General features: G+C 69.3%; 14 protein-coding genes. 6 read left to right on the top strand and 8 right to left on the bottom strand.

Translation table 11 applies throughout. The features are described from left to right. Positions 1 to 13 precede the first annotated feature (13 nt). From mscL to HEP74_RS05155, 3 genes are all read left to right on the top strand, one after another. Complete coding sequence (gene mscL / locus HEP74_RS05165) at positions 14 to 433, top strand: large-conductance mechanosensitive channel protein MscL (RefSeq protein ID WP_185815495.1); 420 nt, start codon at positions 14 to 16, stop codon at positions 431 to 433. A gap of 63 nt (positions 434 to 496) precedes the next feature. Further along, on the top strand, positions 497 to 1,909 hold the full coding sequence (locus HEP74_RS05160; RefSeq protein WP_185815494.1) for a M28 family peptidase: 1,413 nt from the start codon (positions 497 to 499) through the stop codon (positions 1,907 to 1,909). Between the two features lie 66 nt (positions 1,910 to 1,975). Then, the gene (locus HEP74_RS05155) at positions 1,976 to 3,046 is read left to right on the top strand and encodes a LacI family DNA-binding transcriptional regulator (RefSeq protein WP_185815493.1); all 1,071 of its coding nucleotides are present in this window, start codon (positions 1,976 to 1,978) and stop codon (positions 3,044 to 3,046) included. Positions 3,047 to 3,573: 527 nt separating this feature from the next. Here HEP74_RS05155 and HEP74_RS05150 read toward each other — a convergent pair. Both HEP74_RS05150 and HEP74_RS05145 read right to left on the bottom strand, forming a co-directional pair. Further along, positions 3,574 to 5,079 carry a carboxylesterase/lipase family protein gene (locus HEP74_RS05150; RefSeq protein ID WP_255424005.1) on the bottom strand — a complete coding sequence of 502 codons (1,506 nt, stop codon included), beginning with the start codon at positions 5,077 to 5,079 and terminating at the stop codon, positions 3,574 to 3,576. Continuing rightward, complete coding sequence (locus tag HEP74_RS05145; RefSeq protein WP_185815492.1) at positions 5,076 to 5,915, bottom strand: TrmH family RNA methyltransferase; 840 nt, start codon at positions 5,913 to 5,915, stop codon at positions 5,076 to 5,078. The genes HEP74_RS05150 and HEP74_RS05145 overlap by 4 nt, the downstream gene beginning before the upstream one ends. A gap of 581 nt (positions 5,916 to 6,496) precedes the next feature. Between HEP74_RS05145 and HEP74_RS05140 the strand changes: the two genes are divergently transcribed. Continuing rightward, positions 6,497 to 7,561 carry a hypothetical protein gene (locus HEP74_RS05140; protein ID WP_185815491.1) on the top strand — a complete coding sequence of 355 codons (1,065 nt, stop codon included), beginning with the start codon at positions 6,497 to 6,499 and terminating at the stop codon, positions 7,559 to 7,561. 83 nt (positions 7,562 to 7,644) lie between these two features. Here the strand turns inward: HEP74_RS05140 and HEP74_RS05135 are convergent, their stop codons facing one another. The 3 genes from HEP74_RS05135 to HEP74_RS05125 form a co-directional block, all read right to left on the bottom strand. Further along, on the bottom strand, positions 7,645 to 9,105 hold the full coding sequence (locus HEP74_RS05135) for an alanine/glycine:cation symporter family protein (protein ID WP_524540787.1): 1,461 nt from the start codon (positions 9,103 to 9,105) through the stop codon (positions 7,645 to 7,647). 494 nt (positions 9,106 to 9,599) lie between these two features. Next, entirely contained in the window at positions 9,600 to 10,439 is an 840-nt protein-coding gene (locus tag HEP74_RS05130; protein WP_185815489.1) for a C1 family peptidase, read from the bottom strand. A gap of 573 nt (positions 10,440 to 11,012) precedes the next feature. Then, the gene (locus HEP74_RS05125; protein ID WP_185815488.1) at positions 11,013 to 11,567 is read right to left on the bottom strand and encodes a GNAT family N-acetyltransferase; all 555 of its coding nucleotides are present in this window, start codon (positions 11,565 to 11,567) and stop codon (positions 11,013 to 11,015) included. A gap of 249 nt (positions 11,568 to 11,816) precedes the next feature. Between HEP74_RS05125 and HEP74_RS05120 the strand changes: the two genes are divergently transcribed. Beyond that, positions 11,817 to 12,563, top strand: coding sequence for a polysaccharide deacetylase family protein (locus HEP74_RS05120; RefSeq protein ID WP_185815487.1), 747 nt, complete (start codon positions 11,817 to 11,819; stop codon positions 12,561 to 12,563). Continuing rightward, a complete protein-coding gene (locus tag HEP74_RS05115; RefSeq protein WP_185815486.1) occupies positions 12,560 to 13,681 on the top strand; it encodes a glycosyltransferase family 4 protein in 1,122 nt (373 codons plus the stop codon). The genes HEP74_RS05120 and HEP74_RS05115 overlap by 4 nt, the downstream gene beginning before the upstream one ends. A gap of 113 nt (positions 13,682 to 13,794) precedes the next feature. Here HEP74_RS05115 and HEP74_RS05110 read toward each other — a convergent pair whose 3' ends face one another. The 3 genes from HEP74_RS05110 to cysD all read right to left on the bottom strand — a co-directional run bounded on the left by HEP74_RS05110 (position 13,795) and on the right by cysD (position 17,285). Next, a complete protein-coding gene (locus tag HEP74_RS05110; RefSeq protein ID WP_255424004.1) occupies positions 13,795 to 14,220 on the bottom strand; it encodes a hypothetical protein in 426 nt (141 codons plus the stop codon). 171 nt (positions 14,221 to 14,391) lie between these two features. Continuing rightward, complete coding sequence (gene cysN / locus HEP74_RS05105) at positions 14,392 to 16,377, bottom strand: sulfate adenylyltransferase subunit CysN (RefSeq protein ID WP_185815485.1); 1,986 nt, start codon at positions 16,375 to 16,377, stop codon at positions 14,392 to 14,394. Continuing rightward, positions 16,377 to 17,285 (bottom strand): sulfate adenylyltransferase subunit CysD, encoded by a 909-nt coding sequence (cysD, locus tag HEP74_RS05100; protein ID WP_185815484.1) that lies wholly within the window; start codon positions 17,283 to 17,285, stop codon positions 16,377 to 16,379. Before cysD ends, cysN begins: the two co-directional genes overlap by 1 nt. Positions 17,286 to 17,392: the final 107 nt, after the last annotated feature.

Below are 17,392 nucleotides of genomic sequence, written 5' to 3'. Positions count from 1 at the left end.
CGAGGAAGCTCCAATGGGCATGATCCGCGAGTTCAAGGAATTCGCCATGCGCGGCAACGTGCTGGACCTGGCGGTCGGCGTGGTGCTCGGCGCCGCGTTCGGCAAGATCGTCACCGCGCTGGTGGAGAAGATCATCATGCCGCCGATCGGCATGCTTGCCGGCGGCGTGGATTTCTCGCGCTGGGCGTGGACGCTGAAGGCGGCGACGGTGGACGCGGCCGGCAAGGAAGTGCCGCCGGTGGTGATCGGCGTCGGCGATTTCCTCAACACCATCCTCCAGTTCGTGATCGTGGCCTTTGCCATCTTCATGGTGGTCAAGGCGATCAACCGCATCGCGCGCAAGGAACCGCCTGCGCCCAAGGCGCCGAGCGAGGAAGTGCTGCTGCTGCGCGAGATCCGCGATGCGTTGAAGAACGACGCCACCCCGCAGTAAGTGCCGTGCGCAGGCGCGCCACGCGCTGCTAAGCTCGTGGTTCCCCCTGTCGCGGAGTCCTCCATGCGCCGTCTTGCCGTCGTCATCGCCGCCATGCTCGCTGCCGCGTCCGCCGCCGCGGCCGAGACCACCCGCATCCCGGATGCGGCGCTGTCCACCGCCGCCACGCTGCGCGAGCAGGCGCTGGCCGACGACACCGGTTGGAAGGTGGTCGAATCGCTGACCACCGAAGTCGGCCCGCGCATGGCCGGCAGCGAGGCCGATGCGCGCGCGGTCGCGTGGGCCACCGCCAAGTTCAAGGCGCTGGGCTTCGACAAGGTGTGGACCGAGCCGGTGACGTTCCCGAAATGGGAGCGGCGCAGCGAACACGCGCAAGTGCTCGGCGCCAATGCGCAGCCGCTGAGCGTCACTGCGCTGGGCGGCAGCCCGGCCGGCACGGTCGAGGCCGACGTGGTGCGCTTCGCCGATCTGGCCGCGCTGCAGGCCGCACCCGCCGGTTCGCTGCGCGGCAAGATCGCCTTCGTCGATTACCAGATGGTCAAGGCGCGCGATGGCAAGGACTACGGCAACGGCGGCGCGGTGCGCAGCAAGGGGCCATCGGAGGCGATCCGCAAGGGCGCGATCGGCTTCGTGATGCGCTCGGCCGGCACCGATTCGCACCGCGTGCCGCATACCGGCATCACCCGGTTCGACGAGGGCCTGACCCCGGTGCCGGCGGCGGCGCTGGCGGTGCCCGACGCCAACCAGCTGGCGCGGCTGGTCGCGCGCGGCCCGGTGCGGCTGCGCCTGGCGCTGGACTGCGGCTGGGACGGCCAGGCCACCTCGTACAACGTGATCGGCGAGATCACCGGGCGCAGCAAGCCCAAGGAAGTGGTGGTGATCGGCGGCCACCTGGATTCGTGGGACCTGGGCACTGGGGCGATCGACGACGGGGCCGGCGTCGGCATCAGCATGGCCGCCGGGCACCTGATCGGCCAGCTCAAGCGCGCGCCCAAGCGCACGATCCGCGTGGTGGCCTTCGCCAACGAGGAGCAGGGGCTGTACGGCGGCAAGGCCTATGCGCAGGCGCATGCCAAGGACGTGGCGCTGCACCAGATCGCCGCCGAGAGCGACTTCGGCGCCGGCCGCATCTATGCGTTCAACACCGGCTCGGGCGATGCGGCGGGCTCGCGCGAGGCGACCCGGCAGATCGCCGAGGCGCTGGCGCCGCTCGGCATCGCCTACGCGCCCGACACCGGCGGCCCCGGCCCCGACGTGGGCCCGCTCGCGGCCAAGGGCGCCGCCTGGGCGTGGCTGGCGCAGGACGGCAGCGACTACTTCGATCTGCACCACACCGCCGATGACACCCTGGACAAGATCGACCCCAAGGCGCTGGCGCAGAACGTCGCCGCCTACGCGGTGTTCGCCTACCTGGCCGCGGAGGCCGACGGCGGCTTCGGCAGCCAGGCCAAGACAGTGGAACCGCCCAAGGAGTAAGCTGGCTGGCCTGCCGCGGGGATGCGCGCAGGCTTTCCCTCTTTCGCAGCATCGCCAGGACCCACGATGGGCAAACGGCAAGGTCGTGCAGGCTCCGCGGTGACGCTGCTGGATGTGGCGCGGCACGCGGGCGTCTCGCCGATGACCGCCTCACGCGTGATCAACCGCCACCCGCGCGTGGGCGCGGCGATGCGCGAGCGCGTCGAGGCCTCGATCAAGACGCTCGGCTACCGTCCCAACCTGGCCGGGCGTTCGCTGCGCACCGCCAGCCTGGCGCGGATCGGCGTGCTGTACAGCAATCCCAGCGCGGCCTATCTCAACCAGTTCATGCTCGGCATCCTCGAGCAGAGCAGCCTGGACGGCAGCCAGGTGCTGGTGGAAAAAAGCGACGACATGGGCAGCCAGCGCGCCGCCACCGAGCGCCTGCTCGACGCCGGCGTGGACGGGGTGATCCTGCCGCCGCCGCTGTGCGATTCGCGGCAGACCATCGAGGAACTGGACGCGCGCGGCATCCCGGTCGTGGCCGTGGCCACCGGCACGCCGATGCAGGGCGTCAGTTCGGTGCGCATCGACGACTACCAGGCCGCCTGCGCGATCACCCGGCACCTGATCGAACTCGGCCATCGCGACATCGGCTTCATCAGCGGCGATCCCAAGCACACCCCGAGCGCGCTGCGCAGCCGCGCGTTCTTCGACACCATGGCCGCGGCCGGACTGCCGGTCGCCGACACGCGCGTGGCCGAAGGCCTGTTCACCTATCGCTCCGGGCTGGTCGCCGCGACCGCGCTGCTGCACGCCGCGCCGCGCCCGACCGCGCTGCTGTGCAGCAACGACGACATGGCCGCCGCCGCGGTCGCCATCGCCTACGGCCTGCGCCTGCGCGTGCCCGAGGACCTGTCGATCGCCGGCTTCGACGACACCCCGGTGGCGACCACGATCTGGCCCGAGCTGACCACCATCCACCAGCCCGTCACCGCAATGGGCCGCGCCGCGGTCGCGTTGCTGCTCGGCGAGATCCGCCAACGCCGCGACGGCCTGCCCAACCGCGGCATCCACCAGGTGATGAAGTACACGCTGGTGACCCGCGGCTCGACCGCGCCGCCGGCGGACCCGGCATTGCCGCAGGCGGCGGGCTAGCGCTTTTCTTCGCTGTGTTTAAAGGCGACGCACGTCGTAGGCGCGACGGCAGGTGGCTTCGGGCCATCAGTCGCGATGCGCTTTCCTGGTAAAGCCCGTCGCGACTGAAGTCCCACAACAAACTTGCGGATTGCTCACAGGGTGCACTGTAGGAGCGGCTTCAGCCGCGACAGAAAAGCAAAACCGCCAGGGTTCCCGACTTCGTTGGTCGCGGCTGAAGCCGCTCCTACAGGACCTTGCGGGACGCCCGCTGGGTGCACTGTGGGAGGGACTTCAGTCCCGACACTGTCCGGTCGCGGCACCTCCACCGCTTCGCTCGTCGCGACTGACGTCGCTCACAAGATTCGGTCGACTGCGAATATCCGGGTCGAAAATGCTCAAGGCACAGTCGACTCCAGTTGTGCAGCGATCCAACTGCATCTGATCCGCACGCATCGCGATCGGGCCACGGCGCCGCAACCCGCATTAAAGGGCCACGGCGGACCGCCCCGACGGCAAGCCGCTATGAGCAGCAGCGGCAATCTCGCCTACGGCAGATCGAGCAGCGCGCACACCTCGCTACGCAAACCTGTCACTGCCTGCGCGCCGTCCTGGTCGAAGCGCAGCGATGCCTGGGTCGGCGCGAACGCCGGCCAGCGCGGCAGGCCGGCGACGTTCGGATCGCCGCTGCGCGCGAACGCGGCCCAGTAGCGCTGCAGGTTCAGCGGCGGCTGGCCGATCGGCAGGCCCTTGAACACGAACGGCAGCTCGGCACTGTGGGTCACGCGGCCGCCGGGCGCGGCCAGGTCGAACTCGTAGTGCCACACCGGCACGCCCTGCCGCGCCTGCGCGCGCGCCACCGCCAGCGCTGGGCAGCGGAAGGTCAGGTCGGTGGCCAACCGCACCGCCGCATCGCCATAGCGCGGATCGGGCTCGGCCGCCGCGTCGCGATACGGCGCCAGCACCTGCGCGGCACGGGCTGGATAATCGCGACGCAGCCGCGCCTCGGCGCCATCAGCGCCGCCATAGGTCAGTTCCTGCGCCACGCTGCCGAGCAGCAGCGGCACCCGCTGCTGCGCGCCGTCGGCCAGCAGCGCCGCCGGTGCGCGCGGCAGCACCTGGCCATCGACGATCGCCTGCAGCCAGATGTAGCCGTCGTCGTCCAATGCCGGCACGTCGACGCCCTGCGCCGCCTTCAACAACTGCGCGAACGGCAAGCGCCGCAATGCCGGCAGGCGCTGCGTCGCGCCGATCCCGGCACGCTGCGCGATCGCCGCGCCGAGCGCCTCGTTCTCGCCCAGGCTGCGCGCCGGCAGGCCGAAGCCGGCGGTGCCGCTCTGTTCGATCGCCGCGCGGAACAGCCCTTTCGACAGCGGCGACAGCTGCAGCAGGCCCACGTTCTGTGCGCCGGCCGATTGGCCGAAGATGGTCACCTGCGCCGGGTCGCCGCCGAAGCGGGCGATGTTGTCGCGCACCCAGCGCAGCGCCGCGATCTGGTCGAGCAGGGCGTAGTTGCCGGAGGCATGGCGTGCGGACTCGGCGCTCAGCTCGGGCAGCGACAGGAAGCCGAACACGCCCAACCGGTATTGCACGGTGACCAGCACCACGCCCTGCTGCGCCAGCGACGACGGCAACACGTCGGCACCGCCGGCGACGTTGGCGCCGCCGTGGATCCACACCATCACCGGCTGTTTCGCCGCCGGGTCCAGGCGCGGCGTCTGCACTTCCACGTACAGGCAATCTTCGCTGGAGCGCTGCGCCAGCGCATTGTTCCAGCCGATCGCCGGCTGCGCGCAGGTCGGCGCCGGCTGGCTGGCGTCGCGCACGCCGCGCCAACGCGCCGGCGGCTGCGGCGGCCGCCACCGGTTCGCGCCGGTCGGCGGGGCGGCGAACGGGATCGCGCGGAACAGCAAGCTGCCGTCGGCCTGGACCTGGCCGCGCACGCTGCCCGCGGCCAGCGTCACCTGCGGCGCAGGCACGGCGGCGGCGGGCGCCTGGCGCGCATTCGCCAGCGGTGCGAGGCCCAGCAGCAGGCACAGCAGCGCCGGCTTCACCGCGCGGCTCCCGACGCCGCGACGCGGCTGCGCCAGGCGCCGAGCAGCACCGCGGTGGCGGCGGCGACGTTGAGGCTTTCCACCGCGCCGCTGCCAGGGATCGACAGGCGCAGTTCGCAGGCCTGGGCGAAGTCGCGGTCCATGCCCTCGCTCTCGGCCCCCATCACGTACACCAGGCGCGGCGGCAGCGCGGCGGCGAACACGTCGTCGCCGCCGTCGACCAGCGTCGCCGCCAGCGCGAAGCCGGCCGCGCGCAATTGCGCCAGCGCCTGTTCCGTCGGCGGCAGCCGCACCAGCGGCAGCGCCTCGGCGCCGCCTTCGGCCACGCGCGTGGCAGCGCCGGACAGGGCCAGCGTCGCGGTGTCAGGCAGCAGGATCGCCGCGGCGCCGAAATGCGCGGCCGAGCGCAGGATCGCTCCGAAGTTGTGCGGGTTGCCCACGCCGTCCAGCCACAACGCCAGCGCCGGACCCGGCGCCAGCCCCTGCAGCCACGCCGCCAGCGGCAGCGGTTCGGCGCGCAGCACGTCGGCGACCACGCCTTCGTGGTGCGCGCTGGCCGCGAGCTTGTTCAGATCGGCCTCCTCCACCACCCGGTAGCCGACGCGATTGGCCGCGCACCACTTGAGCAACGGCTGCAGCGCGGGAATCCGCGCCTCGGCCAGGTACAGCTTGCGGATCGCCTCGGGCCGGCGCGCGTACACCGCGCGCACCGCGTTGAGACCGTACAGGCGCAGCTCGCCGCGGTTGGCGTCGGCCGCGCGCGGCACCGGCGCGGCGCGTTCGGGCGGCGCGGGCGGACGCGGGCCGCGCGGGCTCTTGCCCCAGGGACTGTTCATCGCGGCACGCTCGGCAGCGCAGCGCATGCGGCGGCAAGGCGCGGGAAAGAAAGGTCATGACGCATGGGAAAGGTCTCCTGGACCGCAATGGCAACGCACCGTACCGGCGCGACCCGGTGATTTTCGCTCATCCCTGCCCTGTAGGTGCGGTTGGCGTCGTTCGCGCGACCAAAACCTGCGCAGCGGGGTTCGACCGCGGAGTCCGGCCCGGCATTTCCGCCCGTCGCGGCGGCGGCTTCCGGCGGCGGCGCATCGATTGTCTACCCAGCGCGCCGAGAAGAGGAATAGCGGCCCGACTGAGACCGTGAAGCCGTTCGCCGTTGCCCGGCACCATGCCGCATTCGCGGCGATAGGCGACGAATTCTCACAATCACGCCGCTGCGGCAAGGCACATCGTCGCCGCACCTCGGCACGACAACGGACAACGCTATCGACCATAACCACGACCGCAACACCCGGCTTCGCATCGCGGGACACCATCGCCTCGACATCGACACCACCGCTTCAGTGCAGGCGGATGCAGCGAGCCGAACGGGATCCCACAACAATCCTCTCTGCCTCATCATCACAAGGCGATCCCAATGAAATCCTCTGTCCGCAACGCAAGCTGGACACTGCGTCGTTGTTCCACCACCGCATTGATGCTGCTCTCCCTGCTCGGCGTGGCCGGCGCCGCGTCGGCGGCGACCCAGGACGGCGCGCCGGATGCCCGGCTCGCGCGAGTCGGCAGCATGAGCGCAATGCACAAGCCGGCCGGCATCCCGGACGACTACGTCGCGACCCCGTTCGGCTACTTCGCGCCGGCCTGCGTCCGCCAAGTCCACAGCGGCGAGCGCATCCTCGAGGACGGCAGCCTGCAACACGTCAATGGCGTGCGCGAACAGACGCAGGCCTGTAGCCAGGACAACTTCACTCCCAGCGGCGCGCGGGTGCGGCCCGACGGCCGCGGCAGCGATGGTCGGCAGGTCCGCAGCAGCGCCGCGCTGACAGCGTCCAGCGCACGCGGCGCGGTGCCGCCACCGATCACGCACGACTGGGTCCAGTCGGCTATCGACGTGACCGGCGCCAAGATGGGCCGCATCGTCGCGAGCTGGAAAGTGCCGCAGAATCCGACCAACGTGGCGCATCAGACGGTGTACTTCTTCCCGGGCATGCAGAGCGACGATCCGACGATCCTGCAACCGGTGCTGGGCTACCGCGGCGACAGCAACACCTGGGATCTGAGCAGTTGGAACTGCTGCCAGAATGGCATGGTGTGGTCCAGCGATTTCATTCCGGCCAAAGCCGGCGACCAGATCGTGGGCGACACCTACGCCACCTGCAACAACGGCAGGCCCTGCGCGAACTGGAACGTCGACACACGCAACATCACCAGCGGCAGGAGCGTCCGGCTCAGCACCACCTACGACATCAATTCGAATACGCACCTGGTGATGGGTGGCGCGCTGGAGGTGTACTCGGTGGACAGTTGCGACCAGTATCCGCCCGACGGTCGCATCACCTTCAACTCGATCGGCGTGTACGACTACAAACTGGGACGCGTTCCGTCGCCGGCATGGGTTTCGTACAGCGACAGTTCCGGCCTGGACGTGCAGTGCAACTACGATGTGCAGACCACCTCCACCTCGGCGACGATCTTCTACTGATCGCGCCCTGTCCCGAGGGCAAGACACCGCTGCCGGCCACAGGCCGGCAGCGTGTCATCACGGCACCTACTGCCGCGTGGCGATCATTCGCCGCGCGGCGCCGGCGGCACCAGCCGCTCGCGCCATAGATCGGCGTTCTTGATGCCCAACGGCAGCGGATCGAACACCGGATCCAGGCCGGCCTTCTTCTGCCGCTCGTAGTCGCGCAGCGCCAGCAGCGCCGGCTTCTGCAGGATCAGGATGGCGATGATGTTGAGCCAGGCCATCAGGCCCACGCCGATGTCGCCCAGCGACCACGCCAGCTTGGCGTCGTGGAACGCGCCGAACACCACCATGCCGAGGATGCCCAGCCGCAGCACCAGCACGCTGAGCGGACGGCGGCGGTTGCCGTTGATGTAGTTGAGGTTGGTCTCGGCCATGTAGTAATAGGCCATGATCGTGGTGAAGGCGAAGAAGAACAGCGCCAGCGCCACGAAGCCGGCGCCCCAGCCGGGCAGGATCGCGTCCACCGCGGCCTGCGCATAGCCCGGGCCTTCCTGCACGCCGCGCAGGCCGGAGAACAGCGGCTCGCCGCCGCCCGGCGCATACACGTTGTACTTGCCGGTGGCCAGGATCAGGAACGCGGTCGCGGTGCACACCATCATCGTGTCGAAGTAGATCGCGAAGGCCTGCACGTAGCCCTGCTTGGCAGGATGCGAGACCTCGGCCGCGGCCGCCGCATGCGGGCCGGTGCCCTGACCGGCCTCGTTGGCGTAGATGCCGCGCTTGACGCCCCATTCCACCGCCAGCCCCAGCAGCGCGCCGAACGCGGCGTGCGAGCCGAACGCGCTGCGGAAGATGATCGAGAACATCTCCGGCACCCGCTCGGCGTTGAGCACCATCACCACCACCGCCATCAGGATGTAGCCCAGCGCCATGAACGGCACCACGATCTCGGCGAAGTTGGCGATGCGCTTGACCCCGCCGAAGATGATCACCGCCAGCAACAGCGCCACCGTCACGCCGATGCCCAGCTTCAGCGCCTGCACCGCCGGCAACCCCATCCACAGTCCGTCGAGCGGGCCGCACAGCGGACCGCCGCGGCAGGCGTTGACCACGCTGTCGGCGATCGCGTTGGCCTGCACCCCGGGCATCAGGAAGCCGGTGGCGACGATGGTGGCGAGCGCGAACAGCAGCGCGTACCACTTCAGCCCCATCGCCTTTTCGATGTAGTACGCCGGGCCGCCGCGGTAGCGCCCGTCGGCGTCCTTGACCTTGTAGATCTGCGCCAGGGTCGATTCGATGTACGAGGTGGAGGCGCCGAAGAAGCCCATCACCCACATCCAGAAGATCGCCCCCGGCCCGCCGAAGGCGATGGCGGTGGCCACGCCGGCGATGTTGCCGATGCCGATGCGCCCGGCCATCGACATCGCCAGCGCCTGGAACGAGGACACGCCGGCATCGGATTTCTGCCCGCCGATGGTCAGCCGCAGCATCTCGGCGAAGCCGCGCACCTGCATGAAGCGGGTGCGGATGGTGAAGTACAGGCCGGCCGCCAGGCACATGAAGATCAGCGCCTTGCTCCAGATCAAGCCATTCAATGCAGTGATGATCGATTCCACGCAGTTCCCCGAAGCACAAGAAGGACGCCCCGCGAGCGGGGGCTGGCTCGATTGTGCATGAATCGGTGCTGACTGCGAAACGTATCTCGCTCCAGAGGTGCACGCGGTGAGCGGGCGCTACCGTGCCAGTGCGAGCTGCGCATAGGCCGCCGCCGCATCCTCGTGCGTCCGAAGCGTGCCTGGCACTCAACCAGCTCGCGCGATCCGGCCACATGCGCATGCCGCGGAGAGACGGGATAGGAATCGTGCTCGCGGCAGACCGCCGCACGAACGCTCACCAAACCGGCGAGACAGCGCAGGAACGCCCCCGATCACGGCTCCGGCATGACCGGCCGGACGGAAGGATCGTGCCTGCGCCGATCCTTCCGCATCCCGCATGCACAGCGTGTACTCAGCACGGTGCTCCGGTGCGCAATGCACCAGCCGTGGCATTCACTTCAATGATTCGCTGTGGCGACGATTGCCTGATCGATATCGTGCTCCACCACGCTCCAGGCGAGGATGCCGTAGCCCTTGTTGCCCCACTGCGTGCCCCAGTGGTTCTGGATGAGCAATCCATCGGCGTTGTAGCCGACCGCGAGAACTTCATGATAGCCCCGGATCGTGCCGCTGCTGTCTCGATCGACCGGATTGCTGGGAGACATATTGTCGAATCCGGGGCGCACCGGAAAGCTGATCGCGACCGGCTGACGATTCGCCAGCGCCACCTTCAGCGCGTTGCTGAGCGCACTGCCGCCGTTGGCGTTGCCGTCGGAGAACAGCACGGTATAGTCCTTGAACAACTGCGGCTTGAATCTTGCCGCATTCGCGCGCTCGGCGTCGGTCGGCAGATCGTTCCAGTCGTAGTTGCCCTGGAAATAGTCCTGCTCGGTGTCGATCCCCTGCTTGACCGAGAGACGAAACGCGTCCATCGGATCAGCCCCCTCGTCGACGCCGCCGTTTATCTGGGAATAGACGTACATCGGGGCGAACAGGTTGACGCTTTTGCCATTGAAATTGGCATACCAACCGGCGAGGTCGTGGGCGACGGTCCACCCCACGCATGAGTTGACAGCGCCCTGATCGCCGATCGCCACCGCCCAGCGGCTCAGGTCGACGCTGCTCGGCGGTGCCGACGCGATGTTCGCGGCGCTCATCTCGGGCATGGTCACCGGCTGCCGCAGCTTCGGCAGCATTGCGCCCATGCCGTGTCGCGCGTTGTCGGCCATCGCCAGGCTCGCGCAAGACAAGCCCGCGAGGCAGATAAGGCCGGACCAGGTCAGACGTGTGTTCTTCATTATGTTCTCTCCGTTGAAAAGTCATTGTTTCGACAACCGGCGGTTGCCAGAGGAGGTGTCGCGGTCGCAACGGCCATGCATGTCCTCGTCGCTGAGCGCGCACATGGCCGGCGCGGCGAAGCGTGGCGGAAGCGCGAAATGAAGGATTGGCCGAATACGCCTTGAAACGCGATAATTCAGCACAACTTCCGCAAATCGAGATATCGTCACGACGACTTCGCAACTGGCGTCACGCCCATGCGAAACAAACCGTAGACAAATGCCACGGCCGCGCTCGCCGCAGGCGGCAACGCCGTGTTCGCTTGAAGTCGCGCGACACCGCAACAACGGACAGCACTGAACCGTCATGCGACGGGCGCAAGTGACACTCCCAGCCATCTCGACAGGCGCACCGGCTCACTGTCCGCACGCGATCGCCCGCCACAGAAGCCTCCGCGTCGCGCGGGCGACGCGCGCCGACCCTAGAGCGTCTGGCACCCGTGGTCACGCCCATGCGCCCTCGCCAGCCGCATAGCGAGCCGGAAAACCCGCATCCAGGCGTCCATCATTGCCGGCGGCGGTACGGCACCCCCACTAAGGCGCCTGTATGCGGCCGAACAAGTGCAAATCGTGCAAGCGGCCGAGCTTGCGCAGTGCGCTGCGGCGTACGCCTTCGCGCGCGAAGCCATTCTTTTCCAGCACCCGCATCGACGCCGGATTGCTGTCCAGCACGCTGGTCTCGATGCGCAGCAGCCCAAGCGCGGGGACCGCCCAGTCCAAGTACGTGGAGACGATCCGCGTCATCCGTCCCTGCCCCCAGTGGCGGCGCCCCAGCCAATAGCCCAGCTCGGCGACGTGCGCGCGCTCGCCGCGGCCGGGACGCAGGCCGATGCTGCCGCAGGCCTCACCATCGATCTCGATCGCCAGCACCGGATGCGCCAGGTCCACCACGCGTCCGCCCAGGAACGCCTCGCCGTCGGCACGGGTGTAGGGATGCGGAAACCGCTCGCTGAGGCCGCGCACCACCTGCGCATCGTCGGCATGCCGCAGCAGCGCGTCGAGATCGTCGCCGCGCCAGCGGCGCAGCTGCATCCCGTCGATGCTCAGCCGCAGTGCGCGCCACGCCATGGCGTTGGGGTCATCGGACATAGGCCGCACTCCTGCAGATCGGCAGCCGAGCATACCCGGCGATCGCGCTCACCTGCAGCATCACCGATTCCCGCGCGGCATGTGCGCGCCGCGCAGAACCGCGCAACGACAAACGAGCGCAACGATGCGCCGCCGCGGTGCGTCTTGCCACGCGCTGACTCGATGCCGGCGCACACGACAGGCCGCCGAAAGGTTCGCGCGCGCTAATGCAACGCGTCCCTCCTTCCGCGATCGTCCCGAGCCGTCCCGATGCATTCCGCGACCTCCCCCGCTGCGGCACGTATTCCGATCTTCATGTACCACAACATCGCGCAGGCGCCACGGCAGCTGCAGGTGTACCGCAGCCTGTACGTCAGGCCTGCGCGTTTCGCACGGCAGATGCGCCTGCTGCAGCGGCTGGGCTACCGCGGTGTGTCGATGTCCGACGCCATGCCCTACCTGCGCGGCGAACGCCACGGCCGGATCGCGGTGGTCACCCTGGACGACGGCTACCTCGACAACCTGCATGCGGCGCTGCCGGTACTGCAACGCCTGGGCTTCAGCGCCACCGTGTACGCGGTCAGCGGCAGCATCGGCCGCCACAACACCTGGGATGCGCGCAAGCTCGGCATCGAAAAGCCGCTGATGAGCCTGGCCGAACTGCGCCAATGGCGCCGCGGCGGCATGGAGATCGGCGCGCACACCCGCTCGCATCCGCGACTGACCGCGTGCAGCGATGCCGAGTTGCGCGAGGAGATCGGCGGCTGCAAACGCGAGCTGGAAGATCGGCTCGGCGAGCCGGTCACCCAGTTCTGCTACCCATACGGCGACGTGGACGCGCGCGTCGCCGCGACCGTGCAGGAGGCCGGCTATGTCGCCGCGACCACCACCCGCCGCGGCCGTGCCGTGCCTGGCTCCGATCCCTGGCGCTATCCGCGCATCCAGGTGGCGCGGCATCACCTGCTGCCGCAGTTCGCGCTGCGTGCCTTGACCGGCTACGAGGATCGGCGCGCATGAAGTTCCTGTTCGTCGGCACCAATCCCGAGAACACCGGCGCGGCGACGCACTTCGTGGCGTTGGCGCAGGCGCTGGCCGGCGCCGGCCATCGCGTCGAGGTGATCGCCTGCCAAGGCGGGCTGATCGCCGAGGAATTGCAACGCAGCGGGGTCGGCGTGCACTTCGGCCACTTCCGCAACGCGCTGGATCCGGCCGGCTACGCGCCGCTGCTGCGCCTGGCGCGGCGCCTGCAACCGGACTGGCTGGTCGGCAATTTCGGCAAGGAATACTGGCCGTTGCTGCTGGTCGGCCGCGCGCTCGGCATCCGCGTGGCGCTGTTCCGGCACCGCGCGCCGGCGATGCGCGCCTTCTCCGGCTATGCGATCCCGCGCCTGGCCTCGCGCTTCTTCGCGGTGTCGCGCTATGCGCGGCAGGCCTACCTGGACCGCGGCGTGCCGGAGGCGCTGGTACAGGTGCTGTACAACCCGGTGAACATGGGCAACCTGCGTCCGGACCCGCGCCGCGGCCGCGAGATGCGCGCCCTGCTCGACCTGCCCGAGAACGCAATCGTGATCGGCTACAGCGGCCGCCTGCAGCACGGCAAGGGCATCTTTCCGTTGCTGGAGGCGGCGTCCACGGCGATGGCGATCGAACCGGCGCTGCACTGCCTGTGGCTGGGCGACGGCCCGGATGCGGCGCGCCTGCACGCGCAGGCCGGTGGCCAGGCCACGGCCACACGGCACCGCTTCGTCGGCTGGGTCAACGACGCTACGCCCTACTACAACGCGATGTCGATGCTGGCGTTTCCCTCGCTGGCGCCGGAAACCTTCGGCCGGGTCTCGGTGGAAGCGCAGGCCAGCGAAGTGCCGGTGCTCGCCAGCCGCGTCGGCGGCGTGGCGGAAACGCTGGATGCAGACGTCAGCGGCGAACTGCTGCCACCGGGCGACGTGCGCGCCTGGCGCGACGCGATCCTGCGCATGTGCGATGCGCAGCGCCGCCAGCGCATGGGACAGGCCGGCCGCCAGTTCGTGCAGCGCCACTTCGCCGGCGCGGTGATCGCCGCGCAGTTCGTGCAGGCGCTGCAAGCGCCGCGGCGCGCGCCGCAGCGGCTGACCCAGGCGCAACCCGGCGCGCATTGATGCCGACCGCCGGCGACCAGCGGCGTAACCGTGACGGGCCGTACGCCAACCAGCGCCGCTTCGCCTTGCCAGCCTCAGCAGTAGCGACGCGGCGCGCATACGCGCCGCATGCATCAGCCGGCGGCGGAACCGCGGCGACGGGTGAAATACGGGTACGCCACGATGAATGCCAGCGCAGAAGCGGTCCCGAACAGCGTGCGTAGCGCGTCGCCGACGGTGTGCGGGATCTTCCAGGCATGCAGCGCGGCGTCGTACCAGACCAGTTGCAACAGCATCAGCCCGAACAGCGCCATCGGCACGCCGAACACCAGCCAGCCGAACGCCCGCACTGCCGGCTTGGTCTTACGGTCCTGCAGCTTGCCCACGATCTCGGTCGTAGCGAGGTGGTACTGGAACGGATCGGCCGTGGAATACAGCGGCCGCTGCGCTGGCGGCGGCTCGGGCCGCACCGGCTGGTGAGTCACCTCTTCCACCGCTACTGGCGCGACCAGCTCGGTGACATTCGTCTTGGCCAGCAAGGCCTGCATCTTCGGATCCACACGTTCCCCCTGAACGTTGCCGCAAGAATTCGGCCCCAGGGTGCCCCTGGATCCACACCGCCTCCCTGCACGCATAGGATGCGCACCGGAGCGGCCGCAGGCAACTCCCGCCGCGCAGGCCAGCGTGCGGCAGCATGCACGGCTGGAGCCGCCGAGAGGCGGCGTCCGCGCTCAGTCGTGCGCGTCCAGCCACCCCAGCACCTGCGCCGCCAGCGCCTCGGCGTTGTCGCCGTCGGCGCGCAGGTGCAGTTCCGGCTGCTCCGGCGCCTCGTACGGCGAATCGATGCCGGTGAAGTTGGGGATCTGCCCGGCGCGGGCCTTGGCGTACAGCCCCTTCACGTCGCGCGCCTCGGCCACGTGCAATGGCACGTCGACGAACACCTCGACGAATTCGCCCGCGGCGAAGCGCTCGCGCGCCATGCGCCGTTCGGCACGGAACGGCGAGATGAAGCTGACCAGCACGATCAGCCCGGCGTCAGCCATCAGGCGCGCCACCTCGGCGACGCGGCGGATGTTCTCCACCCGGTCCTCGTCGGTGAAGCCCAGATCGCGGTTCAGCCCGTGCCGCACGTTGTCGCCGTCGAGGATGAAGGTGTGATAGCCGAGCGCATGCAGGCGCTTGTCGACCAGGTTGGCGACGGTGGACTTGCCGGCGCCGGACAGGCCGGTGAACCACAGCACCTTCGGCGCCTGTCCCTTGATCCGCGCGCGCGCGGCGCGGTCCACGTCCAGGTGCTGCCAGTGCACGTTGCCGGCGCGGCGCAGCGCGAAATCCAGCGTGCCGGCGGCGACGGTGGCGTTGCTCTGCCGGTCGATCAGGATGAAGCCGCCGAGCGCACGGTTGCGCGCGTACGGCTCGAACACGATCGACTCGTCCAGCGACAGGTTGCAGTAGCCGACCTCGTTCAATTCCAGGCGCTTGGCCGCCAGCCGCTCCTGCGTGTTGACGTCGATGCGGTGCTTGATCTCGCTGACGCTGGCCGACACCGTGCGGGTGCCGAGCTTCAGCCAGTACGGGCGCCCCGGCAGCAGCGCGGCATCGTCCATCCACAGCACATGCGCGGCGAACTGGTCGGCCACTTCCGGCGGGTCGTCGGCGGCGGCGATCACGTCGCCGCGGCTGATGTCGATCTCGTCGGCCAGGGTCAGCGTCACCGCCTGCCCGGCCACGGCCTGGTCCACGTCGCCGTTGCCGTCGAGCACCCTGGCGACGGTGGAGCGGCGCGCCGAGGGCAGCACCACCACCGCATCGCCCGGCCGCACCTGGCCGGCCGCGAGCGTGCCGGCGAAACCGCGGAACTGCTGGTTCGGGCGATTGACCCATTGCACCGGCAGGCGCAGGCCGCTGTCGGCATCGCGCGCGGCCAGGTCCAGGCCTTCCAGGTATTCGAGCAAGGCCGGACCGCCGTACCACGGCGTGCGCGCCGACCGCTGCGACAGGTTGTCGCCGTCCAGCGCCGACAACGGGATGCATTGCACCTGCGCGATGCCCAGTTGCGCGGCCAGCGCGCGGTAACTGGCGACGATCGCATCGAAGCTGGTCTGGTCGAAATCGACCAGGTCCATCTTGTTGACCGCCAGCACCACGTGGCGGATGCCCAGCAGCGAGACGATGTAACTGTGGCGGTGGGTCTGGGTCAGCAGGCCCTTGCGCGCATCGACCAGCACCACCGCCACGTCGGCGGTGGAAGCGCCGGTGGCCATGTTGCGGGTGTACTGCTCGTGGCCGGGGCAATCGGCGACGATGAACTTGCGCTTGTCCGTATCGAAGTAGCGGTAGGCCACGTCGATGGTGATGCCCTGCTCGCGCTCGGCGGCCAGGCCGTCGAGCAGCAGCGCGTAGTCGATCTCGCCGCCGCGGGTGCCATGGCGCTTGCTGTCGGCGCTGAGCGCGGCGAGTTGGTCGTCGAACAGGCGCTTGCTGTCGTACAGCAGGCGCCCGATCAGCGTGCTCTTGCCGTCGTCGACGCTGCCGCAGGTGATGAAGCGCAGCAGTGGCTTGTGTTCGTGTTGCTGCAGGTAGGCGGCGACTGCGTCGCCGCCGGGATTGGGGAGTCGGGATTGGGGATTCGCAACGGCGTCCCCTCCCGCTACCGCGTTCGCCGCGACGCGCCGCTCTTGCGAATCCCCAATCCCGAATCCCGAATCCCGGCCCATCAGAAATACCCTTCCAACTTCTTCTTCTCCATCGACGCGCCCGGATCCTGGTCGATCACCCGTCCCTGCCGCTCCGAGGTGGTGGTCAGCAGCATCTCGGCGATGATCTTTTCCAGCGTGTCGGCCTGCGACTCGACCGCGCCGGTCAGCGGATAGCAGCCCAGCGTGCGGAAGCGCACCTGCCGCAGCTGCGGCACCTCGCCCTCGCGCAGCGGCAGCCGTGCGTCGTCCACCAGGATCAGCGCGCCGTCGCGCTCCACCACCGGGCGTTCGGCGGCGAAATACAGCGGTACCACCGGAATCGATTCGCGGTAGATGTACAGCCAGATATCCAATTCGGTCCAGTTGGACAGCGGGAACACGCGCACGCTCTCACCGGCATGGACCCGGGCGTTGTACAGATTCCACAGCTCGGGACGCTGGTTCTTCGGGTCCCAGCGATGCTTGTCGTTGCGGAACGAGAACACCCGCTCCTTGGCCCGCGCCTTCTCCTCGTCGCGGCGCGCGCCGCCGATCGCCGCATCGAACCTGCCCTGGTCCAGCGCCTGCTTCAGGCCCTGGGTCTTCATCACGTCGGTATGCACGGTCGCGCCGTGGGTGAACGGGCCGATGTCCTGGGCGATGCCGTCGGGATTGATGTGCACGCGCAGGTCCACCCTGGTCTCGGCGGCGCGGCGGTCGCGGAACGCGATCATCTCGCGGAACTTCCAGCGCGTGTCCACGTGCAGCAGCGGGATTGGCGGCGGCGCCGGCGCGAACGCCTTCAGCAGCAGGTGCAGCAGCACCGAACTGTCCTTGCCGACCGAATACAGCAGCACCGGATTGCGAAACTCGGCGGCCACCTCGCGCAGGATATGGACGCTTTCGGCCTCGAGCCGGTCGAGGTGGGACAGGGCGGAAGAACGCATCGGGGACAACGCAAGGCTCATGGGAAGGGGCGTGCCGAGGGTAACAGTGCCCGCGGCGCCTGGGGCGACCGGGGCGACCGGGGCGACCGGGGCCGGCAGTGTGTGAT

Origin of the sequence: Xanthomonas sp. SS, from assembly GCF_014236835.1 — a bacterium.
GTDB lineage: Bacteria > Pseudomonadota > Gammaproteobacteria > Xanthomonadales > Xanthomonadaceae > Xanthomonas_A.
Note: the sequence above shows the minus strand (reverse complement) of the source record. Positions and strands in the feature narration are given on the sequence as shown.